Raw genomic sequence first — 26664 nt, 5'->3', positions numbered from 1 at the left:
GACTCCGTCGGTGTGTAGCGCAGCCAGGTAGCGCATCTGCATGGGGTGTAGAGGGTCGGAGGTTCGAATCCTCTCACACCGACCAAATTCCCCGAAAATAGCCCAGTCAAACGACTGGGCTATTTTTTTGCCTGCACGCCCGACGCTTGCCTCTTTTCCTCTCGCCTCCCCCGTTCATCGGGTCGCCACTTTTTATTGGCATGAATTTTATACAGAACCACTTGAAGCTTTCATAAAGTGCCGCTAGGATACGCAACTTTTCCGCCGGCCATAAAAACAGGGAGGTGGACACTAGGGTGATGGAATCACCGACCGGCTTGCAATCAATGAGGCAAGCATCCATGACCCAAGCTGTTGACTCCCAGCCCGTTCAGCCCCTGATCTCCCCCACGCCCTCCGAGCTCGATTCCGCAGAGCACGGGTTTGGCAGTTCAGTGCACCTCGATGTGATCGATCTCGCCGCCCCGGATGAAGATTACTGAGACGAGCCCGTACCATAGTGCGGTTCAAGACGCCGGTTTTGCTGTCCGGCACCGCCCTTGACCCCGGCCAACAGACCGCCACCGCAAATAACGACAAAATGCTGGTTTTTCTTCAAAAATCAGTTTAATTGACCATCTTCTGCGCCCCAACCTCCCTCTCCTTCATGGACACGCCGTGATACAAACCTACGTTATTGCTCGTCATTTCCCTCTCTCCTGTTCGCCTTCGCCATTTTGACCCAATTTGACATTTTAGTTTTAAACACCGGTTCACTACCCGGTCACTTCATAGCCCTCATGCAGGCTGGATTGAACGAAGGCATTTCATACAGCTGTTTTTGCAAAGCTTGGAGTAATGTCGGGATTTGTTTTTGCATTTGTAATTTTATTACGTAATTAGTTACATTTTTAACCCATCCCCTCTACCGAAATCCTCCCCCCTGCCGCCCCGGCAACCCAAGAGCATAACCATCTGCAAAGAGCTTTTACACTAATCACATAAATCCATTTAAAACAGCATCTTAACTATCATCAAAAAACACCTGTTTTAAAAATCAAGTTGACGAATCCGCCATTCTTTTGCACCTTATGAATCGTGTTACCCCGCTGTTACGGGGAGTTTGAAAGAAAGGGATATAGACGTTAGTCGTAGTTAATAAATTCAAAATGTAACTTTTGGAGGAGTACCCACTATGTCGGCACCGGCCCAGACCATCAGCAGCACCCGCCTGCGCATTCAAGGCGAGATGCTTCCCGATTACGCGCAGATCCTGACGCCGGATGCGGTGGCCCTGGTGTCCGAACTGGTGGAACGTTTCGCTCCCCAACGCAATGAGCTGCTGAAGCAGCGAGTCGCACGCCAGGCCCGTATCGATGGCGGTGAGTTGCCGGACTTCCTGCCAGAGACCGCCCATATTCGCGATGGTGACTGGACCATTCGCGGCATCCCCGCCGATCTGCAGGACCGCCGTGTGGAGATCACCGGCCCGGTCGAGCGCAAAATGGTGATCAATGCCCTCAACGCCAACGTCAAGGTCTTCATGGCCGACTTCGAGGACTCCCTGGCCCCGGCCTGGAACAAGGTGATCGAGGGCCAGATCAACCTGCGCGATGCGGTCAACGGCACCATTGCCTACCAGAGCCCGGAGGGGAAGGCTTATACCTTGAATCCCAATCCGGCCGTGCTCATCTGCCGGGTGCGCGGTCTGCATCTGCCGGAGAAGCACGTCACCTTTGATGGAGCCCCCATTCCCGGCGGCCTGTTCGACTTCGCCCTCTATTTCCTGCACAACCACAAGGCGTTGCTGGCCAAGGGCTCCGGTCCCTACTTCTACGTACCCAAGCTGCAGAGCCATCTGGAAGGGCGCTGGTGGAGCGAGGTGTTCGCCTGGACCGAGGACAAATTCGGTCTGCCCCGCGGTACCATCAAGGCCACCGTGCTCATCGAAACCCTGCCGGCGGTGTTCGAGATGGATGAGCTGCTCTATCAGATGAAGGATCACATCGTCGCCCTCAACTGCGGTCGCTGGGACTACATCTTCAGCTATATCAAGACCTTGAAAAGCCACCCGGATCGCGTCCTGCCGGATCGTCAGGTGGTGACCATGGACAAGCCGTTCCTCTCTGCCTACTCGCGACTCCTCATCAAGACCTGCCACAAGCGCGGCGCGCTGGCGATGGGGGGCATGGCTGCCTTTATTCCGGCCAAGGACGCGGCCGTCAACGAACAGGTGTTTGCCAAGGTACACGCGGACAAGCAGCGCGAGGCCGACAACGGCCACGATGGCACCTGGGTGGCCCACCCCGGTCTGGCCGATACCGCCATGGCGGTGTTCAACGCCACCATTCCGGCGGGTGCCCAGAACCAGATCGGCGTGCTGCGCGAGCAGGATGCCCCCATCACGGCCGCCGACCTGCTGGCCCCCTGTGAGGGTGATCGCACCGAGGCGGGCATGCGCACCAATATCCGCGTCGCCCTGCAATACCTGGAAGCCTGGATCAACGGCAACGGCTGCGTGCCCATCTACGGACTGATGGAAGATGCCGCCACCGCCGAGATCTCCCGCACCTCCATCTGGCAGTGGATCCGCCACGGCAAGACCCTCTCCAACGGTCAGGCGGTGACCAAGGCGCTGTTCCGCCAGATGCTCGCCGAGGAGCAGGAGGTGGTCAAAGCCGAGGTGGGTGCCGAGCGCTGGCAGGCGGGTCGCTTTGCCGAGGCAAGCGCGCTGATGGAAGAGATCACCTGCGCCGATACTCTGATCGATTTTCTGACGCTGCCCGGCTACGAGCGGCTGTGAGACCCGGGCCGGTAACGGCCCCCATAACAAGTCAATGGAAACGTGAAATCAATGAAAGAGGGAACTGATATGGCACTGACCCGTGAGCAACAGATCCAGGCTATCGAGAAAGACTGGGCAGAAAACCCCCGCTGGAAAGGGATCAAGCGCGGCTACAGCGCCGAGGACGTGGTGAACCTGCGTGGCAGCCTGCAGCCGGCACACACTCTGGCCCAACGCGGCGCCGACAAACTGTGGGAGCTGATCCACGGCGGCGCCAAGAAAGGCTATGTAAACTGCCTCGGCGCCCTGACCGGCGGCCAGGCGGTGCAGCAGGCCAAGGCCGGCATCGAAGCCATCTATCTCTCCGGCTGGCAGGTGGCGGCGGACAACAACCTCTCCTCCACCATGTACCCGGATCAGTCCCTCTACCCGGCCAACTCCGTCCCCTCCGTGGTGGAGCGCATCAACAACTCCTTCGCCCGGGCCGACCAGATCCAGTGGGCCAACAAAGTTGGACCAGAGGACAAGGGCTTCATCGACTACTTCCTGCCCATAGTAGCGGATGCGGAGGCAGGTTTCGGCGGCGTGTTGAACGCCTTCGAGCTGATGAAGGGGATGATTGAAGCGGGCGCCGCCGGCGTGCACTTCGAAGATCAGCTCGCGTCCGTGAAAAAATGCGGCCATATGGGCGGCAAGGTACTGGTCCCGAGCCAGGAAGCGGTGCAAAAGCTCATCGCAGCCCGCCTCGCGGCAGATGTCTGCGGTACCACCACCCTGGTCATCGCCCGCACCGACGCCAACGCAGCGGATCTGCTGACCACGGATGCCGATCCCTACGATGCCGGCTTCCTGACCGGTGAGCGCACCAGCGAGGGCTTCTACAAGGTGCAGGCTGGCATCGAGCAGGCCATCTCCCGCGGCCTGGCCTACGCCCCTTACGCCGACATGGTGTGGTGCGAGACAGCCAAGCCCGATCTGGACGAGGCGCGCAAATTTGCCGAGGCCATCAAGGCCCAGTACCCGGACAAGATCCTGGCCTACAACTGCTCCCCGAGCTTCAACTGGAAGAAAAACCTGGACGATGCCACCATCGCCCGCTTCCAGCAGGAGCTCTCCGACATGGGCTACAAGTACCAGTTCATCACCCTAGCGGGTATCCACAACATGTGGTTCCACATGTACGAGCTGGCCTACCAGTACGCCCGTGGCGAGGGAATGAAGCACTATGTCGAGATGGTGCAGCAGCCGGAATTCGCCGCTGCCGAGCGGGGCTACACCTTCGTTGCACACCAGCAGGAAGTGGGTACCGGTTACTTCGACAAGGTGACCACCGTCATTCAGGGCGGCCAGTCGTCGGTGACCGCGCTGACCGGCTCGACCGAAGAAGATCAGTTCCACTGATAGCTGTGTAATGCTCGCAAACAAACCCCGGCCAAGTCCCGGGGTTTGTCGTTATGGGGCTTAGAACCTATCCCAGTAGGCGTAATCGTTGAAGGCAGTTTGAACACGGACAGCGCGCAGAAACCGGATCGTACTGTAGTACGTGAGGATTTCGAGCACTGCCCAGGTTCAAAATGGCGAATAAGTTAGCCTAATGGGATAGGTTTTCAGAGCTCGAGGATCTCTTTGACGAAAGGGATGGTGAGCTTGCGCTTGGCGCGAAAGGAGGCGTTGTCGAGACGATTGAGGGTGGCAAGCAGGGTGCGCATGTCGCGGGAGAGGCGGTTGAGCAGGAAACGGCCCACGTCGATGGGCAGCTTGAAACCCCGCAGCTCGGCGCGCAGTTGCAGGGCGCTGAGTTTGCCCTCGTCGTCCAGCTCGTCGAGGTGGAAACTCACTCCCCAGTCGAGACGGGACGCGAGATCCGGCAGTTGCAGCCCCAGCTTGCGTGGCGCGCTGCAGCCGGTAACGATGAGCGTCCCCTCCCCCTTCTCCTTCCAGCGATTGTAGAAGTCGAACAGGGCCCGCTCCCACAGGGCGTTGCCGGCGATCGCCTCCAGGCTGTCGAGACAGACCAGGGGCAGGCTCTCCAAAGCATCGAGCATGCTGGGGTCAAGCTGTTCGAACTGATCGAGGGAGAGATAGGCCGCCGCCGCGTCGCGGGCGTTGACCTCGGCACAGGTGGCATGGAGCAGATGGGAGCGGCCCGACCCCTTGGCTCCCCAGAAATAGAGGAAGGGCGAGCCCTGACCGATGGCCGCATTCTTGAGGGCGGTGATCAGATGGGCGTTGTTGCCGGGATAAAAACTGACGAAGGTTTCATCATCCGGTAGTTGTACGGCTAAAGACAGTTGGGCCGGTTGCTTCACTCGTTGGGCTTTGACTGTGATATTTGCGGGCAAGTGTATCACCAGCGGGGCAGATAGAGAACCGCCCGGACCATGCCGGGCGGTCAGGATCCTTCCCCGGGATCAGGGCTGCGACCATTGATAGCGCAGGCCGTTCTCGTTGTCTTCCACCTGATGAAGGCGGCTCTCAAGTTGCAACCCCCTCACCAGCTCGGCCTTGTCCCCCTGCAGCGAGAGGTTGAAGGTCACCTTGTCCCCTTCCAGCTTGCCGATGGCCACCTTGGTGACACTGGCCATCCCCTGCAGCAGCTTCTGGATCTGGATCATGCCATCGATATCGGACAGCCCCTCCACCACCAGGGTCTGGCTGGAGGCGACACCGGAGAGACGGGTACCGTACTGCTGCACCAGCCAACCGGCCAGGGCATCGGCAAAGCCCTTTGCCACCTCGGCCTGGGTACCTGAACCCGAGCCCTTGGTCAGCTCGGTCAGCTCTCCTGCCTGCGCCCCCGGCTTGGTACCATAAAGACCCCAGTCGATGCTCCAGGCCTCCCCCTCCGGGCTCAGTTTGCCGAGCACCACCATTTCGGCGCCGTAACGCTGGCTCGCCTTGAGCACGGGATCGGCAAAGCGGCCCCAGACATCGGTGGCATTGACTGCCATGTTGTCATCCAAGTCCATCAGCGGGAGACTGACCGGCAGCCCCATGGCCTGGGTCTGGGCACGCAGCGCCTCGGACCAGCCATCGCCGGACTGATCCGGCAGAATGCGCCGCTCCCCTTCGTCGACCACCAGCCAGATGGCGACCTGCGGCCGCACCGGGCCAAGCAGGGCAAACTTGCTCTGGCCGACCAGGGCGTTCACCTTGACCACATTGAAATCCGCCTTGAGAAACTTGACCGAGCCGATGTCCTGATAGCTGTATTGCTGCACGTAATCCGCCGGCGCCGCCAGGGCCTTCACCACATCCGGCTGGGTGAGGATATCGCGCTTGCCCGTCACCTTGACGAGCACATCCCCCAGCGCCTGGGACTGGGCGGCCGTCATGTCGCCACTGGTGGGAGCCTTGCCCTGATAAAGGTCGGTTACCTGGGCGGCCGACACCACGAGTGGCAGACAGCAGCAGAGGAGAGTCGCTAAGCGTTTCAGCATAAAGAAGATTCTCGAAATGGGGGATGGTGCTTATGGTAGCGGCAAGGCGCGCATGGCAGCAAGCAAAGGGGGGAGAAACAGCGGAGCCGGCAGGGTGCCGGCTCCGTTTGCGCGCCTTGGGCGCGGCGATGGGGTGATGCTTACTTGGTGCCGAAGATCTTGTCGCCAGCATCCCCCAGACCCGGGACGATATAGCCCTTCTCGTTCAGCCCCTGGTCGATGGAGGCACAGAACAGCTCCACGTCCGGGTGAGCGGCTTCCAGGGCCTTGATGCCTTCGGGGGCGGCAACCAGCACCAGCACCTTGATGGACTGGCAACCTTTCTTCTTGAGCAGATCGATGGTGGCGATCATGGAGCCACCGGTGGCCAGCATGGGGTCGATGACCAGGGCCAGACGCTCTTCGATGTTGCTGACGATCTTCTCGAAGTAGGGAACCGGCTGCAGGGTCTCTTCGTCACGGTAGATACCGACCACGCTGACGCGGGCACTCGGCATGTGCTCAAGCACCCCGTCCATCATGCCAAGACCGGCGCGCAGGATGGGCACGACGGTGACCTTCTTGCCCTTGATCTGGTCGACTTCCACAGGGCCGTTCCAGCCATCGATGGTCACTTTTTCGGTTTCGAAGTCAGAGGTCGCTTCGTAGGTCAACAAACTGCCCACTTCCTTGGCCAGTTCACGGAAACGCTTGGTGCTGATGTCGCCTTCGCGCATCAGGCCGATCTTGTGCTTGACCAGGGGGTGTTTGACTTCAACGACTTTCATTATTATCTCCTCTAACCGGCGCCAAAAAAATCGCGGAATCATACAACAAAAGCCACGGCTTGTAGAGCTTTTCGATTCAAAAACGCGCAAACGATTTTCTTTCTGGTTTTTCGTGCCCGCTGGTAGAATACGCCCCGAATTTTACCCTCCACTTCTTTATATGACGGGGAATACGCGTGACTGACAAAACCTCACTGAGCTACAAGGATGCTGGCGTAGATATCGATGCCGGCAATGCACTGGTTGAACGTATCAAGGGCGTGTCAAAACGCACTCGTCGTCCTGAAGTCCTTGGTGGTCTTGGCGGCTTTGGGGCCCTGTGTCAAATCCCTGCTGGCTACAAGGAACCGGTACTGGTCTCCGGTACCGACGGGGTGGGCACCAAGCTGCGTCTGGCCATCGACCTGAAGAAGCACGACACCGTGGGGATCGACTTGGTCGCCATGTGCGTCAATGACCTCATCGTGCAGGGCGCCGAGCCCCTCTTCTTCCTCGACTACTATGCCACCGGCAAACTGGACGTGGACACTGCCGCTGCCGTGGTCACCGGCATCGGCGCCGGCTGCGAACAGTCCGGCTGTGCCCTGGTCGGCGGTGAAACTGCCGAAATGCCTGGCATGTATGAAGGGGAAGATTACGACATCGCCGGTTTCTGCGTCGGCGTGGTGGAAAAGAGCGAGATCATCGACGGCAGCAAGGTTGGCGAAGGGGATGCCCTGATCGCCCTGGCCGCCAGCGGTCCCCACTCCAACGGCTTCTCCCTTATTCGCAAGATCCTGGAAGTCTCCAAGGCCGACGTGCAGCAGCCGCTGGGTGACACCACCCTGGCCAACGCCCTGCTGGAGCCGACCCGCATCTATGTGAAGCCAGTGCTCAAGCTCATCAAGGAGTGCGAGATCCACGCCCTGTCCCACATCACCGGCGGCGGCTTCTGGGAGAACATCCCGCGCGTGCTGCCCGCCAACACCCAGGCGGTCATCGACGAGCAGAGCTGGCAGTGGCCGGCGGTGTTCAGCTGGCTGCAACAGGCAGGCAACGTCACCCGCCACGAGATGTACCGCACCTTCAACTGCGGCGTCGGCATGATCATCGCCCTGCCGGCGGATCAGCTGGACAAGGCCCTGGCCCTGCTCAAGGCCGAAGGCGAGAACGCCTGGCACATCGGCCACATCGCCAAGGCGGCCGATGGTGAGGAGCAGGTCATCATTCAATGAATGATCGTATCAACGGCCAGATGACCTCCCCTATGAAACGCATCCTCGTCCTCATCTCAGGCAGCGGCAGCAACCTGCAGGCCATCCTCGACGGCTGTGCCGGCGGCAAGATTGCCGGTCAGGTGGTCGGCGTCATCAGCAACAAGGCTGATGCCTATGGCCTGGTGCGTGCCAGGGAAGCCGGGGTGGCAACCGCTATCCTGGCTCAGCAGCAGTTCGCCAGCCGGGAGGAGTATGATGCCGCCCTGCTGGCCCTGATGGCGGATTATCAGCCGGATCTGGTGGTGCTGGCCGGCTTTATGCGGATCCTGAGCGCCGACCTCGTGCGCCACTTCGCGGGGAGGATGATCAACATCCACCCCTCGTTGCTGCCAAAATACCAGGGGCTGCACACCCACCAGCGCGCCATCGAGGCCGGTGATGACGAGCACGGCGCCAGCGTCCACTTCGTCACCGAAGAGCTTGACGGCGGCCCGGTGATCCTCCAGGCACGGGTCCCCATCTTCGAAGGGGACAATGCCGACGAGGTCGCCGCCCGGGTCCAGGTGCAGGAGCACAGCATCTACCCCCTGGTAGTGCAGTGGTTCTGTGAAGGGCGCTTGCAGATGCGAGAAGGGTCTGCCTTCCTCGATGGCAAGCAGCTTGGCCTGGCAGGCTATGCCAGCGAGTAACCGCTAGCAGCAGTAAGACACAACAAGGGAGGCTCAGGCCTCCCTTGTCATTTCCATCGACCAGCGCAATGGCTGTCATCACGTCCGATGACGCCGCTGCGCGGCTAATCGGCCCTACACCGGATTGTCGATATCGATAAAGGTCACCTCCAACCCGTGTACAGTGGCGAGCCACTCTCCCAGCGCCTTGACGCCGTAACGTTCGGTGGCGTGGTGGCCCGCGGCGTAGAAGTGCATCCCCATCTCGCGGGCGGTGTGGATGGTCTGCTCGGAGGCTTCGCCGGAGATGAAGGCATCGATGCCCTGCTCCGCCGCCTGGCTGATGTAGCTCTGGCCACCGCCGGTGCACCAGGCCACGGAGCGGATGAGCTCGGGGCCACTGTCACCACAATGAAGCGGCTCGCGACCGAGACGCTCGGCAATCAGCTTGGCAAAATCGCTGCCGCTCATGGGCTCCTCCAGCTTGCCCACCATGGCGACGCTCTTGCTGTTCCAGGGTTCGAGGCCGCGACGCACCTTGATGCCGAGCAGCCTGGCAAGCTGGGCGTTGTTCCCCACCTCGGGGTGCACGTCCAGCGGCAGGTGATAGGCAAACAGGTTGATGTCGTGGGTCAAGAGGGTCTTGAGACGACGCTGCTTCATGCCGGTGATCTGGGCCGGCTCGCCGCTCCAGAAGTAGCCGTGATGGACTAGGATGGCGTCAGCATCGGCGGCCACGGCGGCATCGATGAGGGCCTGGCTGGCGGTGACGCCGGTCACCACCTTGCGAATGCGCTCGCGCCCCTCCACCTGCAGGCCGTTGGGGCAGTAATCCTTGATGGCATGGGGTTCGAGCAGGTGGTTGAGCAGGCTTTCCAGTTTACGATGAGAGATCATGGGGGTCTCCTAGCTGGGCTCCCCATGTACTGCGCGGGGAACCGGATTCCGATCGTCAGGGCCCATGATAATCGAGCCGGACCGGCAAGGCCATGCGCCTGTCAGGCCTAGGCGGGCAGCTCGATGCCGGCGTCACGCATCTGGGCCAGCTTGTAGCGCAGGGTGCGCGGGCTGATACCGAGCTTGTCGGCCACCGCTTTGCGACTGCCGTTGCACTCCTGCAGGGTGTCCAGAATGATCTGGTGCTCCTGCTGCTTGAGTTCGCCACCGAGCCCCTCCCCTGACAACCGCTCGAGCGGGCGCACCAGGGTCTCGTCCGTCTCCTCCAGGATCAGGTGCTCACAGTCGATGAGGCCGTCTGGGCAGAGGATCAGGGCCCGCTGCACCACGTTGTCGAGCTCGCGCACGTTGCCGGGCCAGGGGTGAGCCATCAGACGCTCTCGGGCGTCCTCTGCGAGCTGCGGCGTCGGCAGCCCCATCTGGCTGGCATGCAGCGCCAGCAGATGCTCCGCCAGGGGAAGAATGTCCCCCGGGCGCTCCCAGAGCGCCGTCCAGCGCAGGGGGAAGACGTTGAGGCGGTAGTAGAGATCCTCGCGGAACAGCCCGTCCTGCACCGCTTTTTTCAGATCCCGGTTGCTGGTGGCAATGACCCGCACATCCAGGGGGATCATCTTGCGGCTGCCGAGCCGCTCCACCTCTTTCTCCTGCAAGACCCGCAGCAGCTTGGCCTGCAGCCCCAGATCCATCTCGGTGATCTCGTCGAGCAGCAGGGTTCCTCCCTGAGCCTGCTCGAACTTGCCAGGGCACCCCTGCACCGCACCGGTGAAGGCGCCCTTCTCGTAGCCAAACAGAGTCGCTTCCAGCATGTTCTCCGGAATGGCGGCGCAGTTGATGGCGACGAAGGCCTGCTCTGCCCGGCTGGAGTGGTCGTGAATGTAGCGAGCCAGCACCTCCTTGCCCGTCCCGCTCGGTCCGGTCACCATGACGGTGGCTTCGCTTCTCGCCACCCGGGTCGCCAGCTGGAACAGCTCCGCAGTCCTGGGGTCCCCGTACACCACGGCCCGCTTCTCCACCTTCTGGGCCGGCACATAACGGCTGACCTGGTTGAGCAGCACCTCGGGGGAGAAGGGCTTGGCCAGATAGTCGATCGCCCCCTCGCGCATGGCGCGCACCGCCCCGTCGATGTTGGCGTAGGCAGTCATCAGGAGCACCGGCACCTGGGGATATTGCTGGCGGATGTTGGCGAGCAGGGTCAGACCATCCATGCCCCCCATCTGGATGTCGGAGATCACCATGTCAAAGCGCTGACGGGACAGGGCAAGCAGGGCCCGCTCGCCGCTGTCCACCTCGCGGCACTCATAGCCACCGAGCAGCAGGGTATCCACCAGCGCCTCGCGCAGGCCGTTGTCATCTTCCACTACCAGAATGCGAGCCTGGGTCATGCCACACCTCCTACAACCAACATGGCCTTGTCGAGAATCATCTTCACCGGCGCTCCGGCTTTTGCGCGCCTCATGCCACGCCCCCCAACTGAACCTGTTGCTGATGCAGGGGGAAGGACAGGGTAAAACAGGTGCCCTCGCCAGGGACCGAGGCCACGCTGACCTCCCCCTGATGGGCTCGTACCACCGACTGCACCACCGCAAGACCGAGGCCCGTGCCCTGAGATCGGGTGGTAAAGAAGGGTTCGAAGATCTGGTTGAGCAGGGAGGGGGCCATCCCCTTGCCGTTGTCGATGACCCGCATCTCCACCCGGTTGCCGCTGCGCACAGCGCTCACCAGGAGCGAATCGGCGCCGGCCTGCCGGGCATTGGCGATGAGGTTGTTGATGGCCCCCGCCAGGGCACTGCTGTTAGCAAGCAGACAGAGATCGGGCTCAGGGGCCTCCAGATGCAAGGCGCACCCCTGCTGCTGGCAGAAGGCTTCGGCCCCCGCCTGCACTTCCGCCAGCAGGCCCTGCACCGAGAGGGGCGCCACCACCTGGTTGTCGCCATTGCGGGCAAACAGTAGGATGTCGTTGATCTGCTTCTCGAGATCCTGCAGGCGCGCCATCAATTTTTGCTGGAACTGGCTGCGGGATTCAGGCTTGAGGGTGCGGTTGGCCAGGTTGGCCGCATAGAGCATGGCGGCGGAGAGCGGGGTGCGGATCTGGTGCGCCAGGGAAGCCGCCATGTTGCCAAGGGCGGAGAGGCGCTTCATGTGGTTGACCCTGTCCTGCAACTGGCGGGTCTCGGTCAAGTCGGTAATGAACACCAGTTGGCCGGGCTGATCCGGCAGCGGCTGGGTCGACAGCTGGACCCGGCGGCCGTCGCGCAAGGAGATCTCGTGACCGTCATCCTCACGGGGTTCGAAGCAGCGGGCGATGATCTGGCGCCAGGAAAGGCCTTCCAGTGGCTCTCCCAGCAGCGCCAGGGCGGCAGGGTTTGCGCGGGTGATCAGCCCCTCGCCATCGAGCAGCAGCACGCCGGTCGGCAGCGCCGTGAAGATGGCGTAAAGCTGACTCACTTCATGTGACTGGAGGGGGGCATCCTGCTGCAAGATTGTCATAAAGCTGACCTCAAACTGGCGATTGAGTCAGCTTATTCAATTTCCATGCCAGCAAAATAGACGTTATTTATCAATGTATTGGGTCAATGCGTCAAAGCATTGACCTCAATTGTCCTTGCTCATGCCGTACTTCTTCATCTTCTCCACCAGGGTGGTGCGGCGCATGCTGAGCAGGTCGGCGGCGCGGGCCACCACCCCGTCCTGGGACTCCAGGGCCTGGCGGATCAGCTCCACCTCGAGGTCGGCCAGCATCTCCTTGAGGTTGACCCCCTCTTGAGGCAACTGCATGGGCAGGGGCATGGCGATGCCGGGATCCAGCTCTGGTGGGGACTGGAACACGGCAGCCAGGGCGTCCCGCTCGTCCATCTCGGTGAGCCGTTCATCTCGTGGCTCGCAGGGCAGCAGGCGATAGCGGCCGGGCAGATCCGCCACATCGACGATCTGGTTCGGATAGAGGATGAGCAGGCGCTCGATGAGGTTGGACAGCTCGCGCACGTTGCCGGGCCAGGCGTACTGCATCAGGGACTCCATGGCGCGCTGGGTCAGACGGATGATCCCCTTGTGCTGTTCGGCATGGCGATTGAGCAGCTCCTGCAGCAGCAGCGGGATGTCGTCGGCCCGATCCCGCAGGGGGGGCGTCTCGATGGGGAACACATTGAGGCGGTAGTAGAGATCTTCGCGAAATGCCTGGGTGCGGATCATGGCTTCCAGATCCCGGTGGGTCGCCGCGATCACCCTCACATCTGCCTGGACGGCCTTGCCGCCCCCGACCCGGTCGAACTGGCGCTCCTGCAGCACCCGCAGCAACTTGACCTGCATCGGCAGCGGCATGTCGCCGATTTCGTCGAGGAAGAGGGTGCCCCCCTGGGCCAGTTCGAAGCGGCCGCGCCGGGCGGCAATGGCACCGGTGAAGGCCCCCTTCTCGTGACCGAACAGCTCGCTCTCGAGCAGTTCAGCCGGAATGGCGCCGCAGTTGATGGGCACGAAGGGGCCCGCGCTTCGGGCGGACAGCTCGTGGATGGCGCGAGCCACCACCTCCTTGCCGGTCCCGGACTCACCGAGGATCAGTACGTTGGCGTCGGTCTCGGCCACCTGGCCGATGAGACGACGCACCTCCTGGATGCCCCTCCCCTTGCCCACCAGCAGGCGCAGCAGGGTCTGACCCTTGTCGTGGGTCTGATGACGGGGATGCAGGGAGATGAAGGCCTGGCAGAAGTGCAGATGACGGGTGAGGGACTCATAGGTAAAGGGGGCCTCGGCCACCCCGATGAAGTTGCTGCAACCATGGCTCGCCGGCATCAGGGAGAGGAAGGGCAGACGAGGATGGGCGGCAAGCAGCTCACTCAGGGCGCGCTCGCGCAGTTCCCCGGCCAGAATCCCCTGCAAGGGCCCGGCAGTCTCGATGGCCACATCGAGATCGCTCTCCACCACCTCCTGCCAGGGGATCCCCATGAAGGAGAGCACAGTCCCCAGTTGCTGGCGCCGCACATCATCGGCATCAACAAGCAGCACACCCATAGCCATCCTATCCATATTTTCACACCTGACGCCAAGTTATTGTTTTTTAAGTGCTTATTAAAACCAATTTCGCACTGTGTCATAAGGGGGACAAAGTGCCAAAATTCTGGCGGATTGTCAAAACTTGTCGCATCCTCCCGGACCCTGGCGGGACGGGGATCACGCTTCCAGCCAGATTGAGTATCGGATGAAAACCAGCGAAGGGGAAAGAATGACGCCGACAGGGCGCGGCGTCAGAGAAGGGATCAGTGTTTCACGCTCTCCTGGGGTGCGGCATAGCGGCACTCGGGAAACCGGCTGCAGGCGAGGAACAGGCGACCGGCATGAGGACCCTTTCGTGCTTCCCGTGCCACCAGGGGCGCGGCACAGCGGGGGCAATGAGGGGTCGTCTCCCGGGGCTCCTCCTCATCCGGATCGAGGAAGGGATTCTCCCCCATCAACACGGGCATTGCCTCTTCGGCCTGGGGGGGCGGCACCTGGGGCTCCCTGGCAGCCCCCGGGTGTGACGTGCCCAGATCGACACCATCGAGCAGCAGCGGGCTGAAGGTCGGTTCGCGGCGCTCGCCGGGCAGCAGGTCATCCACCGGCGCCGTCGTTCTCGCCAGCAGGGGCAGCAGTTGCTCCCGCAACTCGTCGACCTGGTAGTGGCTGCTGGCCGGGATCTGCAACAGCGGCAGACCGGCGCCATCGCAGGCCGCCTTCAGGAAGAGATCCCGCGCCTTGCGCTTCTGGTGGCGGTGCCCCTCGTCATCCAGCTCCACGGCACACAGGAAAGAGAGATCCGCCGGGTGGCAGAGCAGAAAATCGAAGTGCTTCTCCCCTATCTTGCCGAGGGCCTGCTGGCGCTTGCCCTTGCCAAGATGCGCCTCGGGCGCCAGTACAAAGGAGGCTCGTACCTTGGCAAAGACACGGGCCTTGTCCCCCACCGCCTGATCCAGCACCCCGAAGAAGGTGCGCTCGGCTGGGCTCATCAAGGTTTCCTGCAGATCATAGGGCTCGGCCTTGCCCCCTTTCTCCCTGCGCCAGACGATCACCAGCAGGAGCAACCCCAGCAACACGGCTCCCGATACGACAAGGCTATTCATACACGCACATCCCGTTTACAAGACAAATTCAGTTCACACCAGAGGAAGGGGCACACTCTACCACGGGGAAAGCGACTCAGGCAGCGCAGAAATCAAGCCCGTCCCGGCATTCGCGTTTTTTCACTGAATTTGCGCAAGGCGGGCTTCATATGGCCTGTCACAGCAGGCACAATGCTAGAGCCCATGGACGTTCTGGCGCGCACCCCGTCGCCGCCAGGCGTCAACGGACCCCACGCAGCCCCATTCAAGGAGAGCAGGATGCAAAAGCAATTGGTCGTCACCGTGATCGGCGCAGACAAACCCGGGATCGTCGAGAGCCTGGCCGATACCATCACCCGGCAACAGGGCAACTGGCTGGCCAGCTCCATGAGCGAGCTGGCGGGGCAATTTGCCGGCATTTTGCACGTCGCCGTGCCTGACGAGCATTACCGCAGCCTGTGCGAGGCCCTGGTGATGCTGCCTGGCCTCACCGTGAGCTTCGCCGAAGGGCAGCTCAGCCCGCAACCGGCCCATCAGGTGATGCTGAGCGTCACCGGCAACGACAGACCGGGCATCGTCCACGAAGTGGCCAGCATCCTGCGACAGCTCAACATCAACGTCGCCGACCTCACCACAGGTTGCGAACCTGCGCCCCACTCAGGCGCCCCCCTCTTCTATGCCCACGCTCTGGTGGCCCTGCCGCCGCAGCTCGAACTGGACGATCTCGTCACGGCCCTGGAGTCCCTCTCCGACGACCTCGTCGTCGACATCGATCAGGATCTGAGCGAATAGTGTCGCCTGTCATAAATTTGTCATGGTTTGACGCCATAACTTCCGCGCAGACGCAACCAGAGCAAAGAGGCACCAGATGAGCACCGACAAGCAGTATGAAGAGAAAGAGCTTAGCTGGCTCTCATTCAATGAACGGGTGTTGCAAGAGGCGATGGACAAGACGGTACCCCTCATCGAGCGGGTCCGCTTCCTCGGGATTTTCTCCTCCAATCAGGACGAGTTCTTCAAGGTACGGGTGTCGGACGTCAAGCGTCGCATCCTCATCAACGAAGTCCACGGCGGCGACGACGAGGCCAAGGTGCTGCTGCGCGCCATCCAGCAGAAGGTGATGGCGCTCGGCGAGGCATTCGACAACACCTACAAGGAGCTGCTGATCGCGCTGGCCCGCCACAACATCTTCCTGGTGAACGAAAGCCAGCTCTCCGAGTCCATCCAGCAGTGGCTGCGGGTCTTCTTCCGGGAAAAGGTGCTGCGCCACATCATCCCGATCCTGCTCAACAAAGAGGTCAACCCGGTCAAGTTCCTGAAAGACGAGCACACCTATCTCGCCATCGAGATGAAGAAGAACGGCCAGGTGATCCAGTACGCCCTGGTGGAAGTACCCACCGACGATCTGCCCCGCTTCTTCCAGCTACCGCCGGAGGGCACCCGTCGCAAGAAGCAGATCATCATCCTGGACAACGTTATCCGCTTCTGTCTGGACGAGATCTTCAAGGGCTTCTTCGACTACGACGAGATTGCCGCCTACGCGGTCAAGCTGACCCGGGATGCCGAATATGACCTCTCCGACCAGCTGGACCTCAGTCTGGTGGACAAGATGAGTGACGGCTTGAAACAGCGTCTCACCGCCATGCCGGTGCGCTTCGTCTACGAGCGGGAGATGCCGGCGGCCATGATAAGCTTCTTGAAGCTCAAGCTGCAGATCAGCTCCTACGACGCCATCATGCCCGGTGGGCGCTATCACAACTTCAAGGATTTCATCGGCTTCCCCAATGTGGGCCGGGATTATCTGGAAAACCCCAAGCTGCCGGCCCTGGACTGCCGCGACTTTGACGGCTTCGTCAACGCCTTTGACGCCATCGCCAAGCAGGACATCCTGCTCTACTACCCCTATCACAAGTTCCACCACTTCACCGAGCTGGTGCGCCAGGCGGCCTTCGACCCGGCGGTCAGCGCCATTCGCATCAACATCTACCGGGTGGCCAAGAAGTCGCGGATCATCCACTCCCTCATCGACGCCGCCAACAACGGCAAGAAGGTGACCGTGGTGGTGGAGCTGCGCGCCCGCTTCGACGAGGCGGCCAACATCGACTGGGCCAACATCCTGACCGACGCAGGCGTCAAGGTGGTGTTCGGGGTGCCCAGCCTCAAGATCCACTCCAAGCTCTGCCTCATCACCCGCCACGAGAACGGCGAGGCGGTGCGCTACGCCCATATCGGGACCGGCAACTTCAACGAGAAGACCGCCAAGATCTACACCGACTTCTCCCTGCTGACCCGCCATCCGGACATCACCGCCGAGGTGGAAAGCGTGTTCGAGTACATCGAGTACCCCTACCGGCGCTACAAGTTCAACCACCTGCTGGTCTCCCCCATCAACAGCCGCCGCCAGCTCTATCGCCTCATCGACAACGAGCTGGCCAACGCCAAGGCGGGGCAACCCAGCGGCATCACCCTCAAGATCAACAACCTGGTGGACAGAGACCTCATCAACCGGCTCTATGCCGCCGGCCAGGCCGGGGTGCCCATCCAGATGATCATCCGGGGCATGTGCGCCCTGCGCCCGGGGGTGCCGGGCCTGAGCGACAACATCCGGGTCATCAGCATCATCGACCGTTTCCTCGAACATCCGCGGGTGATGGTGTTCCACAACAAGGGCAATCCCCAGCTTTATATCTCCAGTGCCGACTGGATGAGCCGCAACATCGACGGTCGCATCGAGGTGGGCACCCCCATCTATGACGAGCGGCTCAAGCAGCGCATCCTCGACATTCTCGAGCTACAACTGAGTGATACCTGCAAGGCGCGGGTGATCGATGCCGACCAGAAGAACGAGTACGTGAAGCGGGGCAACCGCCGCAAGGTCCGTTCCCAGGTGGCGATTTACGACTACCTCAAACGCATAGAGTCAAACCATGGACAATAGTCTGTACGCCGCTGTCGATCTGGGCTCGAACAGCTTCCACATGGTCATTGCCCGCCTCACCGAGGGGCGGATGCAGATCATCGATCGCATCAAAGAGCGAGTGCGCCTCGCCGAAGGGATGGATGAGCAGCGCCGCATGTCCCAGGAGGCCATGGCGCGCGGGCTGGACTGCCTCGCCCTGTTCGCCGAGCGGCTCACCAACATCAAGCCGGATCAGATCCGCATCGCCGGCACCTACACATTGCGCCGCGCCAGCAACGCCCGCGACTTCGTGCGCGAGGCGGCCAAGGTGCTCAACCACCCCATCGAGATCATCAGCGGCCAGGAAGAGGCCCGCCTCATCTATCAGGGGGTCGCTCATACCCAGCACATCGAGGGCCAGGTGCTGGTGGTGGACATCGGCGGCGGCAGCACCGAGCTCATCATTGGCGAAGGGTTTGAGCACAAGGCGCTCACCAGCCGCAAGATGGGCTGCGTGAGCTTCACCCAGAGCTTCTTTGGCAACGGCAAGCTCGGCGAGAAGGCCTTCAACGCCGCCGTGTTGGAAGCCCAGCATCAGCTCGCCCCCATCATCAACCAGTACCGCAAGCTGGGCTGGCAGAGCTGCCTCGGCAGCTCGGGCTCCATCCGCACCGTGCGCGACGTGTTGCAGGGGGAAGAGTGGACCGATGGTGCCATCACCCTGGCGGGACTGGAGCGGCTGAAAGAAGAGATGCTCAAGCACAAGCGGGTCGACCAGCTCAAGCTGGCGGGCCTCACCGAGGAGCGTCAGGGGGTGTTCGCCGCCGCGGTGGCCATCCTGCTCGGGCTCTTCACCTCCCTGCCCATCGAGCGGATGGAGTACTCCGACGGCGCCCTGCGCGAAGGGTTGCTCTACGAGTTCGAGGAGCGCCTGCAGCATCACGACATTCGCGAACGCACCGCGCTTGCACTCAGCACCCACTATCGCATCGACAAGCGCCAGGCCACCCGGGTAGAGAGCAGCGTCCTCTCCCTGTTCGACGCCCTGAGCGGCCCCTGGGAGATGCCGGAAGAGCCCTATCGCGCCATCCTCGGCTGGGCGGCGCGGTTGCACGAAATCGGCCTTGCCATCAACTACAGCGGCATCCACAAACACTCCGCCTACATCTTGCAAAACACCGACCTGCCCGGCTTCAACCAGGACGATCAGGCCCTGCTGGCGGCCCTGGTGCGCTTTCATCGCAAGGGGCTCAAGCTCTCCGAGCTGCCGGCCCTGCCCAACCACGACGAGCAGACGGTGCTGCGCTGCATCCGCATCCTACGCCTCGCGGTGGCGGCCCACCACAGGCGTCAGGACAACCTGCTGCCCGAGTGGAACGTGCAGGCCGCCGGGGATCAGCTGGTGGTCACCCTGCCTCTGGACTGGTGCGACGAGAACAAGTTGCTGATGCAGAACCTGGAAAAGGAGCACCGCTACTGCCACGAGCAGGGTTGGCCCCTGCTGTTCCAGCTCGGGTGATCCGCCCCTCTGTGCAAAAAGGCAGCCGATGGCTGCCTTTTTTGTCTCTTGTCCTTTCCTACTGCAGATCCGGCAGGATCAGCTTGGCTATCTCGAAGTAGATGATGAGGCCGGTACCGTCCACCAGGGTAGCGATGAAGGGGGCGGAGACCACCGCCGGGTCGATGCGAAAGCGACGCAGCACCATGGGGATCACCGAGGCGACGGTGGCGCTCCAGAGCACGATGGCGACGATGGTCAGGGTCACCACCATGCCGATCTCGGGCCCCACCCCCAGGCTCCAGGCCCGCACCCAGGCCGCCAGTGCGATGGCGGCCGAGATGAGCAGACCGGTGGAGATCTCCTTTTTCAGCACGGTGCCGAGGTTTTTCAGGCTCACCTCCCCCACCGCCATGGCGCGCACTATGGTGGTGGTGATCTGGGTACCGCTGTTGCCACCGGTGCCGATGAGGAGCGGGATGAAGAAGGCCAGGGCGATGGCTGCCTCCAGCTGCTCTTCAAAGGCCCGCAGCACGGTGCCTGTGTAGGCTTCCGCCACGAACAGGATCAGCAACCAGCCCACCCGCTTGCGCCACAACTGCCAGGGGGTGGCCTGCAGATAGGGGGTGTCGAGTGGCGAGGAGCCCCCTTGCAGCTCCGCATCCTCGGTGGACTCCAGCTCCAGGATATCGGCGGCATCATCCACGTGGAAGACCCCCACCAGACGACCCTGATCTTCCACCGGCAGGAGCGAGAGGTCGCGGTCAATGAGCAGGCGGGCCGCCAGCTCCTGATCCGCCCGGGCGTTGATGCGCACCGCCTCCCCCTCCATCAGCTCCCCCACCGGCAGCAGCGGATCGGCGATCAGCAGCGACTTGAGGGAGACGCTGCCAAGCAGGCGCTGCTCGCCGTCAACCACATAGAGATGACCGAACAGCCTGGCCTGATCCCAGGCGCCGTGGATCAGCTGCTTGGCGCTTTCCACCGTCGCATCGGCCTCCACTGCCAGGTATTCGTGGCGCATGTTGGCCCCCACCGACTCGTTCGGCCAGGCCAGCAGGGACTGGAAAGCTTTACGGGCGGGGTCTGGCAGCCGGGCGAGCAGGGTCTTGCGATCGTGCTCGTCGAGCCTGCGCAGGATGGCCAGCAGGTCACGACGGGCCAGGGTGCCCTGCAGTATTCCCACGATGCTGCCATGCAGCCTGAGCAGCAGATGGCCGGCACACTCCGCCGGGAGGGAGGCGAGCAAGGACGCCCCTTCCGGCATGGAGAGGGTATCGAAGATGCAGTTGAGCTCTTCCGGGCGCAGGGTCAGAAGCTGATCGGCACGGGCCACCGGATCCAGGTTGTGCGCCAGCCAGTTGCGCAGGGCAACCGGGTCGAGCAGTTGATGACGATTGAGCAGGGTGTGTGTTTTCTTCATCACAGATGTCCTCATGTGATTTCAGGCGAACCTGAACGCCTCCGGCACCTGGCCGGATGCAACGGCAAGAAAACAGCAATTTGATTGACGAGTAACAGGCAGGAAATGACGCCGTCCGGCGTGTTTTCATCCCCACGTACCAGCTTTAGCACTGCATAACGTATCCGGCATGCCGGAAGCCACTTGGGTTGACACCTTAATCCGATGAAAACTGTCCTGATCTTGGGCGTCTCTGGACGTCGTGAGATCAGTGGCCTGTGTTTATGCAGGAGCCTCGCCTAACGAGATGCTGCGAACATTGATTGCACGGCGCTACCGTGCGGGCGGCATCATCTGCCCAGGCGCATGTCGAGTCAAGGCAAACGGGCCCCTGGCAACGGGTTGTTACAAATTGGCCGGACGACGGGCCTTTCATGAAACGAGGCTCCCCCGTGCGTGGCACGGGGGAGCCTGCGGTCAACGGACGAACGTCAGCGGATATAGTCGAAGAGGGTCAGCTTGCTTATCTTGCTGAAGGCGAGCTGGGAGGCGCTCATGGCTGCATCCTCCTTGGAGAGGGCCGCGATCACCTCGTACATGTCCGCCTCGGACACCTTGGCCCGCGCCTGCTGGTTCAGGGTGCTGAGTCCGTCGTTGGAGCTCATCACCTGCTCCAGGCTGTTCATCCTTCCCCCCAGCTCCCCCAGTCCCCGGTCTATCTTGGTTCTGGCGTTGCTCATGTGGGTGGTGGCATCGGAGACCGCCAGCTGGAAATCGCTCTCGGACAGGGTCGGATCGCGCATGGCGGAGATGAAATCGGACATGCCATTGAGGATGTTGTCGTTTTTCGGGGTATCCAGCACGAAGTTCTGGGTCGCCGACCCCGCAGGGAGGTCGAGGGTGAGCGCCAGGCCGTTGAAGGGGATCTTGTTGCCCGCCACATAGTCGCCGCTTTGCAGCAGGGTGCCACCGCTGTCACGGATCTCGTAGGTGTCCGGCGGCCCGGCCAGGGTGCTGACCGCATACTGGTTGCTCGGCAGGGAAGCATCATAGTTGTTGCGATAGAAGCTCTCGAAGTTCCCCTGATCCGCCACCGACACCTGGATGTTGCCACTGGCGGCGCTGGCGGTGCGCCGGGTCGCCACCATCTCGAACAGATCGAAACCGGAGTCGTTGGCCGGGATCTGCACCGTGGGAGAGACCTGGATGTTGCGCTGCCCCGTGTCCCCCTGAAACACATAGTTGCCGCTGGCATCCTTGACGAAGGGCTGGGTCTTGCTCTGATTGCCGCCGAAGATGTACTCCCCCTGGGAGTTCTTGCTGTTCATCAGGTCGAACATCTGCTTTTGCAGCCCCTCCAGTTCGCTCGCGATGGCGTTGCGCTCCTCGGAGCCCATGGCGGAGTTGTTCGCCTTCTGGATCAGGGTCTGGGCACTCAGCATGGCGTTGTTGAGGGAGGTCAGCACCGTCTCCTCGTGGCCCAGGCTGTTCTCCAGCAGGCTGCCGTTGACGCCGTACTGCTTGAAGAGATCGATCTCCTTGGTCAGCGCCATCTTCTGGCTCATGCCGGCCGGGTCCTCCCCGGAACGGGAGAATTTATCCCCCGTCATCAACTGGTTGTAGGCGGTGTTCTGGCGCTCGCTCACCTTGCTCATGGAGGCAAGGTTGCGGTCATAGATCATGTTGGTGGTGATGCGCATGACTTACCTCACGGAGGAGAGCAGGGTGTCGAAGATGGTCTTGGCGGTATTCACTATCTGGGCCGAGGCCGCATAGGACTGCTGGAAGCGGATGAGGTTGGCCGCCTCCTCCTCCAGATTGACGCCGGAGACACTCTCGAAGATGGCGGTACTCTGGGTCAGCTTCGCCTCGTTGGCCTGCAGCAGGGTCTTGGCCTGGCTGGTCTTGTTGCCAATGCCGCTCACCAGACCCGAGTAGGCATCGTTGAAGGTCATCTTGTCGTTGCTGGTGGCGGCGTTGTTGTTCTTGCGCACCAGCTCCTTGTTCTGCAGCTCCGCCAGCGCCAGGCCGTTGGCGTTGTCCGCAAAGCCGTCCTTGTTGTAGCTGAGCGTGAAGCTGTCGCTGGCCTCCACCTTGCCGGTGATGCTGAACTCATAGCCCGGGCTCTGGGTCGGATCGGCGTAGACCTTGGGCCCCCCCAGGGGGCTCTCGAGGGCGGCCATCAGGTTCTTTCCCTTGCTGGAGGCGGGGGCCACACCGAGCAGGTTGTTGTTCTTGTCATAGACCTCGTAGTTGCCGCTGCCGTCGATCTTGATGACCTGGGGTGCACTCGGGTCCAGAGTGTTGGTGCCAAAACCCGAGCCCGTGCCGGTGTTGTAGACACCGCCCAGCGTTATCTCGCCCGAGCCCAGGTTCTGGGATCCCTTGTCCGCCTTCAAGGGGGATGCCAGCGCGATATCCTCGGGACGGGTGATCGCCTGCTCCAGGTTGGCAGCCGCATTCCGGGTGGGTTGCAACAAGATCTTGTCACCCGCGACCGGAGTGCCGGAGAGATCGATTTCGATGCCATGTCCCGCCACCTCGAAGGTGGCTGGCGGCGTGGTCCCCGTGGCGAGCGAGGTACGCTGCCCGCTGCCGTCGATGGCGAACACCTCGTAACCGGTGGCGCTGTTGAACCGCACCTCGTAGTCGAAGGTGGTCACCTCGCTCCCCTTGCCGGGGACGAAGTTGACGCTGGCCGCCCCGTTACCCTGGTTGCTGGCGTAGGGCAGCCCCTGGCTTCCCTTGAGGGTGAAGAGATCCCCCCCAAGCTCGTTGTCGAGATCCATCCCCAGCCGGTTCTGCTGGTTCATGGCATCCCCCAGGGCGACGGCCAGCTGCCCCAGCTCCCGCTTGGCGGGCTCCAGATCCCGGCGCGCGGTGAAGAGGCCACCGATGGCACCGCCAATATCCTGGTCGTTGATGCTGGCCTGGTTCTTGCCCAGGGTCAGCTGCAGGGAAGGCTCACGGGAATCCGGATCCCCCGGCACCACCTTGAACTGGGCCACGCCGCCATCGAGCACCAGGGAGTGCCCTGTGCTCATGTTGACCAGCATGCTGCCATTGGGCTGGGTCACGGTGCGGATCTCCATCTTCTCGGAGAGCTGGCGAATGGCCTCATCCCGCTGATCGAACAGCATCAGGTTCTCTTCAGGGGAGCCCTGGGTGCGGACAATGGCCTGGTTCAGATCGTTGATGCTGTTCAGCAGGCTGTTCACCCTGTCCGTCTCATCCCCTATGGTGGCGTTGATGGTATCGGACTGCTTGTCGAGCTGGGCGGAGAGGGTATGGAATCTGTCCACCATGCCGCTCAGTTCACTCAGGGTCGTCTTGCGCCCCCCGATCTCGGACGGTGACTCGTTGGCGGTGTGGAAAGCCTTGAAGTAGGAGGTGATGGTGGTCCCCACGCTGTTGCTGGCATCACCGAGCAGGCTGTCGAGCCGGAACAGTTGATCGTAGCGGGTGTTGGCCGCCTGATAGGCGGACGTATCCCGGCGCACCTCGGCCTGAGCATAGGCGTTGATGATGCGCTCGCTCACCATGTCGCCCGTCCCCAATCCGACGGAATTGGTGTAGATCAGGGTGCGTTCACGTACATAGCCCTGGCTATTGACGTTCACTATGTTGTTGCTGGTGGTCTGCAGCAGTCGCTGCTGGGCCAACACACCCGAGGTCCCAATTCCAAGCAGATCGCTTGCCATAGCTTACAGCTCCATCTCTGTGTTCCTGTCTGCAATGTTGCCGGGCGTCGAGTAACCGGCGATGGCATCACTGCGCAACACTTGTTTAAGTTTCCTGGCGTACTGGGGATCGGTGGCATAACCGGCCTGCTGCAACGCCTCGAAGTAACGATCCGGGCTGTCCACCTTGGCCAGCGCCCCCTTGTAGCGACTCCCAGAGGTCAGGAAATCCACGTAGTCGTTGAAGCTCTCTTCGAACGACTCGTAGGAGCGAAACGCCGCCTTCTGGCGCGAGGCCACCCCTTGCTCGTATTCCAGGGTGCTCACCACCGCCTTGGGGCCTTCCCAACGCGGATCGGCCTTGATGCCGAACAGGTTGTGCGTCACGTTTCCGTCTGCATCCTTGATCACCCGCTTGCCCCAGCCACTCTCAAGGGCGGCCTGGGCCACCAGCACCGCCGGGCTCAACCCCAGCTTGTCCGCCGCCTTCTTGGCCAGCGGCATCAGCCTGTCGACGAACTCTTCCGGGCTGTCAAACACCTTGGCGCTGCCATCCAGGGCCGAAGGCCTCTGGCTGCTGCCCATGGGCGGCACGGTGCGGTGGGGGCGTCTTGGCATGGCCAGCGTACGCTCGGCCCCATTCAGCTCACCCTTCATTTCGTTATCAGCAAAATCTTTGCCAACTTTGGAGGCAGCAATCAGATCGTTGGAGGCACTGGGGGGTTGATAGGGCTTGTAGACCCGCTCGGTACGCTGGGGCAGCTTGAGTACCCGGCCATCCTGATGGGTGAAGGTCTGCTCGGGTGAGAGCTGCCTGGCCACCATCTCGGCAATGCCCAGCCCCCCCTTGCTCGACATGTCGGCCACCCGCTGCTCGTCCAGCATCCCTTCATAGAACTGGGTGTAGCTGCTGTTCATCGGGTTGCCCTCGGTGAGCACCGAGTTGGCCTGGCGCATCCCCTTGAACAGGGTCTGGGTGAAGATGGATTCGAACTGGCGGGCGGCCGCCATCAGGGCCCCTTGCTTCCCCTCCTTGCTCAGGCTCATCTGGCGCAGTTTGTCCAGGTTCTGGACATCCTGCACCATGCCAATATTGATACCGCTCTGGGTGTCGAACTCTGCCATAACCTACCTCTTTGCCGCCCGTGGCAACCGCTTGCCGCTCACGAAATTACAGAATGACCAGTTGGCCCTGGATCGCGCCCGCCTGCTGCAGCGCCTCCAGGATCGCCATCAGATCCCCGGGGGCGACCCCCACCTGGTTCACCGCCCGCACCAGGTCGTCCAGGGTCGCGCCGGTATCAAGCTTGAACATCCGACCGGGATCCTGCTGCACGTTGATGGTGGAGTTGTTGGTGACCGCCGTCTGCCCGCCAGCGAGCGGATTGGGTTGGGAGACCTGCTGGTTCTCGGCGATGGTGACCGTCAGCCCACCGTGGCTGATGGCCGCCGGGCGCAGCTTGACCTCGCTGCCGATGACGATGGTCCCGGTGCGCGAATTCACGATGATCTTGGCGGACTCGCTCGCCGGGTCCACTTCCAGGTTCTCGATGGTGGAGAGGTAGGAGACCCGCTGGGCCGGATCCCGCGGTGCGAATACCTTGATGGAGGTGGCGTCCATCGCCTGGGCGGTGTTCGGACCCACCAGATCGTTGACCACGTCCGCCAGACGGCGGGCGGTGGTGAAGTCCGGCCGGTTCAGGTTGAAGGTGATGGTGTCGCCCTGGCTGAAGGAGTTGGGAACCTCCCGCTCCACAGTCGCCCCGTTGGCGATGCGCCCCACTGTGGGCGTGTTCACCACCACCTTGGAGCCGTCCGCCCCTTCGGCCCCGAGGCCACCGACCACCAGGCTGCCCTGGGCCACCGCATAGACGCGGCCATCCAGCCCTTTCAGGAAGGTCTGGAGCAGGGTGCCGCCACGCAGGCTCTTCGCCTCGCCGATGGCGGAGACGGTGACGTCTATGGTCTGACCCGGCTTGGAGAAGGGGGGCAGATCCGCGTGGATGGCTACCGGTGCCACGTCCTTGATCTTGGGCTTGATGTTGTCAGGCACCTTGATGCCGAAGTTGTTGAGCATGGTCCTGAAGGTCTGCTCGGTGAAGGCGTTGTTCTTCTCCCCCGTGCCGGGCAGGCCCACCACCAGACCGTAACCGATCAGCTGGTTGCTGCGCACCCCTTCCACCGAGGCGAGGTCTTTGATGCGGGATGCGTGCGCCAGCCCGAAGGGCAGCAGGCAGCACAGCAGGGCAAGCAGACGGAATCGGTTCATGACATCTCCTAACAAAACCTTCCTGATCCAGGGCCCGTGAACGCCCGGGACTTTT

The 26664-nt window shown here is 62.0% G+C and carries 21 protein-coding genes, 1 tRNA gene and 1 riboswitch; of the genes, 9 read left to right on the top strand and 13 right to left on the bottom strand.

What is annotated here, in order from left to right:
• Positions 1-8: 8 nt before the first annotated feature.
• The 4 genes from AB5Y53_RS15345 (at position 9) to aceA (ending at position 4165) form a co-directional block, all read left to right on the top strand.
• Positions 9-85 (top strand) — tRNA-Pro (locus AB5Y53_RS15345).
• 256 nt (positions 86-341) lie between these two features.
• On the top strand, positions 342-482 hold the full coding sequence (locus AB5Y53_RS15340; RefSeq protein ID WP_010675269.1) for a hypothetical protein: 141 nt from the start codon (positions 342-344) through the stop codon (positions 480-482).
• Positions 483-1174: 692 nt separating this feature from the next.
• The gene (gene aceB, locus AB5Y53_RS15335; RefSeq protein WP_368182449.1) at positions 1175-2782 is read left to right on the top strand and encodes a malate synthase A; all 1608 of its coding nucleotides are present in this window, start codon (positions 1175-1177) and stop codon (positions 2780-2782) included.
• Positions 2783-2851: 69 nt separating this feature from the next.
• Complete coding sequence (gene aceA / locus AB5Y53_RS15330; protein ID WP_041214877.1) at positions 2852-4165, top strand: isocitrate lyase; 1314 nt, start codon at positions 2852-2854, stop codon at positions 4163-4165.
• Between the two features lie 206 nt (positions 4166-4371).
• On the opposite strand, the gene hda is transcribed toward aceA, so the two are convergent.
• From hda to upp, 3 genes are all read right to left on the bottom strand, one after another.
• Positions 4372-5073: a DnaA inactivator Hda gene (gene hda / locus AB5Y53_RS15325; RefSeq protein ID WP_010675272.1), complete on the bottom strand. Its 702-nt coding sequence runs from the start codon at positions 5071-5073 to the stop codon at positions 4372-4374.
• Positions 5074-5175: 102 nt separating this feature from the next.
• Positions 5176-6204 carry a DUF2066 domain-containing protein gene (locus tag AB5Y53_RS15320; RefSeq protein WP_368182448.1) on the bottom strand — a complete coding sequence of 343 codons (1029 nt, stop codon included), beginning with the start codon at positions 6202-6204 and terminating at the stop codon, positions 5176-5178.
• Between the two features lie 140 nt (positions 6205-6344).
• Positions 6345-6971, bottom strand: coding sequence for a uracil phosphoribosyltransferase (gene upp / locus AB5Y53_RS15315; protein WP_005302745.1), 627 nt, complete (start codon positions 6969-6971; stop codon positions 6345-6347).
• Between the two features lie 176 nt (positions 6972-7147).
• Here upp and purM point away from each other — a divergent pair, with 176 nt between their 5' ends.
• Both purM and purN read left to right on the top strand, forming a co-directional pair.
• The gene (purM, locus tag AB5Y53_RS15310) at positions 7148-8185 is read left to right on the top strand and encodes a phosphoribosylformylglycinamidine cyclo-ligase (protein ID WP_010675274.1); all 1038 of its coding nucleotides are present in this window, start codon (positions 7148-7150) and stop codon (positions 8183-8185) included.
• A 32-nt stretch (positions 8186-8217) separates the two neighbouring features.
• Positions 8218-8856: a phosphoribosylglycinamide formyltransferase gene (purN, locus tag AB5Y53_RS15305; protein WP_368182462.1), complete on the top strand. Its 639-nt coding sequence runs from the start codon at positions 8218-8220 to the stop codon at positions 8854-8856.
• A gap of 114 nt (positions 8857-8970) precedes the next feature.
• Here the strand turns inward: purN and AB5Y53_RS15300 are convergent, their stop codons facing one another.
• From AB5Y53_RS15300 to AB5Y53_RS15280, 5 genes are all read right to left on the bottom strand, one after another.
• Positions 8971-9732 carry a Nif3-like dinuclear metal center hexameric protein gene (locus tag AB5Y53_RS15300; protein WP_010675276.1) on the bottom strand — a complete coding sequence of 254 codons (762 nt, stop codon included), beginning with the start codon at positions 9730-9732 and terminating at the stop codon, positions 8971-8973.
• 107 nt (positions 9733-9839) lie between these two features.
• Positions 9840-11174 carry a sigma-54 dependent transcriptional regulator gene (locus AB5Y53_RS15295; protein ID WP_010675277.1) on the bottom strand — a complete coding sequence of 445 codons (1335 nt, stop codon included), beginning with the start codon at positions 11172-11174 and terminating at the stop codon, positions 9840-9842.
• Between the two features lie 70 nt (positions 11175-11244).
• Complete coding sequence (locus tag AB5Y53_RS15290; protein WP_010675278.1) at positions 11245-12279, bottom strand: PAS domain-containing sensor histidine kinase; 1035 nt, start codon at positions 12277-12279, stop codon at positions 11245-11247.
• A 105-nt stretch (positions 12280-12384) separates the two neighbouring features.
• On the bottom strand, positions 12385-13803 hold the full coding sequence (locus AB5Y53_RS15285) for a sigma-54 dependent transcriptional regulator (protein ID WP_041213159.1): 1419 nt from the start codon (positions 13801-13803) through the stop codon (positions 12385-12387).
• A gap of 239 nt (positions 13804-14042) precedes the next feature.
• On the bottom strand, positions 14043-14882 hold the full coding sequence (locus AB5Y53_RS15280) for a DUF2726 domain-containing protein (RefSeq protein ID WP_368182447.1): 840 nt from the start codon (positions 14880-14882) through the stop codon (positions 14043-14045).
• A gap of 258 nt (positions 14883-15140) precedes the next feature.
• Between AB5Y53_RS15280 and AB5Y53_RS15275 the strand changes: the two genes are divergently transcribed.
• The 3 genes from AB5Y53_RS15275 (at position 15141) to ppx (ending at position 19279) form a co-directional block, all read left to right on the top strand.
• Positions 15141-15653, top strand: coding sequence for a glycine cleavage system protein R (locus tag AB5Y53_RS15275; RefSeq protein ID WP_010675281.1), 513 nt, complete (start codon positions 15141-15143; stop codon positions 15651-15653).
• Positions 15654-15729: 76 nt separating this feature from the next.
• Complete coding sequence (ppk1, locus tag AB5Y53_RS15270; RefSeq protein WP_201956279.1) at positions 15730-17799, top strand: polyphosphate kinase 1; 2070 nt, start codon at positions 15730-15732, stop codon at positions 17797-17799.
• Positions 17789-19279: an exopolyphosphatase gene (gene ppx, locus AB5Y53_RS15265; protein WP_041214872.1), complete on the top strand. Its 1491-nt coding sequence runs from the start codon at positions 17789-17791 to the stop codon at positions 19277-19279. Before ppk1 ends, ppx begins: the two co-directional genes overlap by 11 nt.
• Positions 19280-19337: 58 nt before the next feature.
• Here the strand turns inward: ppx and mgtE are convergent, their stop codons facing one another.
• The 5 genes from mgtE to AB5Y53_RS15240 form a co-directional block, all read right to left on the bottom strand.
• Positions 19338-20681 (bottom strand): magnesium transporter, encoded by a 1344-nt coding sequence (mgtE, locus tag AB5Y53_RS15260; protein ID WP_042017552.1) that lies wholly within the window; start codon positions 20679-20681, stop codon positions 19338-19340.
• Between the two features lie 123 nt (positions 20682-20804).
• A riboswitch (M-box (ykoK) riboswitch) is annotated at positions 20805-20974 on the bottom strand.
• A gap of 177 nt (positions 20975-21151) precedes the next feature.
• On the bottom strand, positions 21152-22360 hold the full coding sequence (flgL, locus tag AB5Y53_RS15255) for a flagellar hook-associated protein FlgL (RefSeq protein ID WP_010675285.1): 1209 nt from the start codon (positions 22358-22360) through the stop codon (positions 21152-21154).
• A 3-nt stretch (positions 22361-22363) separates the two neighbouring features.
• On the bottom strand, positions 22364-24361 hold the full coding sequence (flgK, locus tag AB5Y53_RS15250; RefSeq protein ID WP_048207975.1) for a flagellar hook-associated protein FlgK: 1998 nt from the start codon (positions 24359-24361) through the stop codon (positions 22364-22366).
• 3 nt (positions 24362-24364) lie between these two features.
• Positions 24365-25465 carry a flagellar assembly peptidoglycan hydrolase FlgJ gene (flgJ, locus tag AB5Y53_RS15245; protein WP_069652528.1) on the bottom strand — a complete coding sequence of 367 codons (1101 nt, stop codon included), beginning with the start codon at positions 25463-25465 and terminating at the stop codon, positions 24365-24367.
• A gap of 46 nt (positions 25466-25511) precedes the next feature.
• Entirely contained in the window at positions 25512-26609 is a 1098-nt protein-coding gene (locus tag AB5Y53_RS15240; protein WP_010675288.1) for a flagellar basal body P-ring protein FlgI, read from the bottom strand.
• Between the last annotated feature and the right edge of the window lie 55 nt (positions 26610-26664).

It is taken from the genome of Aeromonas sp. R7-5, from assembly GCF_040908015.1.
GTDB classification, from domain to species: Bacteria; Pseudomonadota; Gammaproteobacteria; order Enterobacterales; family Aeromonadaceae; genus Aeromonas; species Aeromonas caviae.
The sequence above is the reverse complement of the archived record's forward strand: the minus strand, read 5'-3'. Positions and strand labels throughout refer to the sequence as shown.

Excerpts from the sequence above, each read along its gene's own strand:
- AB5Y53_RS15240 (WP_010675288.1), bottom strand. The coding sequence starts at position 26,609 with ATGAACCGATTCCGTCTGCTTGCCCTGCTGTGCTGCCTGCTGCCCTTC.
- mgtE (WP_042017552.1), bottom strand. The coding sequence starts at position 20,681 with ATGAAGAAAACACACACCCTGCTCAATCGTCATCAACTGCTCGACCCG.
- AB5Y53_RS15280 (WP_368182447.1), bottom strand. The coding sequence starts at position 14,882 with ATGAATAGCCTTGTCGTATCGGGAGCCGTGTTGCTGGGGTTGCTCCTG.
- AB5Y53_RS15300 (WP_010675276.1), bottom strand. The coding sequence starts at position 9,732 with ATGATCTCTCATCGTAAACTGGAAAGCCTGCTCAACCACCTGCTCGAA.
- flgK (WP_048207975.1), bottom strand. The coding sequence starts at position 24,361 with ATGGCAAGCGATCTGCTTGGAATTGGGACCTCGGGTGTGTTGGCCCAG.
- flgJ (WP_069652528.1), bottom strand. The coding sequence starts at position 25,465 with ATGGCAGAGTTCGACACCCAGAGCGGTATCAATATTGGCATGGTGCAG.
- ppk1 (WP_201956279.1), top strand. The coding sequence starts at position 15,730 with ATGAGCACCGACAAGCAGTATGAAGAGAAAGAGCTTAGCTGGCTCTCA.
- upp (WP_005302745.1), bottom strand. The coding sequence starts at position 6,971 with ATGAAAGTCGTTGAAGTCAAACACCCCCTGGTCAAGCACAAGATCGGC.
- AB5Y53_RS15285 (WP_041213159.1), bottom strand. The coding sequence starts at position 13,803 with ATGGCTATGGGTGTGCTGCTTGTTGATGCCGATGATGTGCGGCGCCAG.
- AB5Y53_RS15290 (WP_010675278.1), bottom strand. The coding sequence starts at position 12,279 with ATGACAATCTTGCAGCAGGATGCCCCCCTCCAGTCACATGAAGTGAGT.
- aceA (WP_041214877.1), top strand. The coding sequence starts at position 2,852 with ATGGCACTGACCCGTGAGCAACAGATCCAGGCTATCGAGAAAGACTGG.
- ppx (WP_041214872.1), top strand. The coding sequence starts at position 17,789 with ATGGACAATAGTCTGTACGCCGCTGTCGATCTGGGCTCGAACAGCTTC.
- AB5Y53_RS15340 (WP_010675269.1), top strand. The coding sequence starts at position 342 with ATGACCCAAGCTGTTGACTCCCAGCCCGTTCAGCCCCTGATCTCCCCC.
- purN (WP_368182462.1), top strand. The coding sequence starts at position 8,218 with ATGAAACGCATCCTCGTCCTCATCTCAGGCAGCGGCAGCAACCTGCAG.
- aceB (WP_368182449.1), top strand. The coding sequence starts at position 1,175 with ATGTCGGCACCGGCCCAGACCATCAGCAGCACCCGCCTGCGCATTCAA.
- flgL (WP_010675285.1), bottom strand. The coding sequence starts at position 22,360 with ATGCGCATCACCACCAACATGATCTATGACCGCAACCTTGCCTCCATG.
- AB5Y53_RS15295 (WP_010675277.1), bottom strand. The coding sequence starts at position 11,174 with ATGACCCAGGCTCGCATTCTGGTAGTGGAAGATGACAACGGCCTGCGC.
- AB5Y53_RS15320 (WP_368182448.1), bottom strand. The coding sequence starts at position 6,204 with ATGCTGAAACGCTTAGCGACTCTCCTCTGCTGCTGTCTGCCACTCGTG.
- AB5Y53_RS15275 (WP_010675281.1), top strand. The coding sequence starts at position 15,141 with ATGCAAAAGCAATTGGTCGTCACCGTGATCGGCGCAGACAAACCCGGG.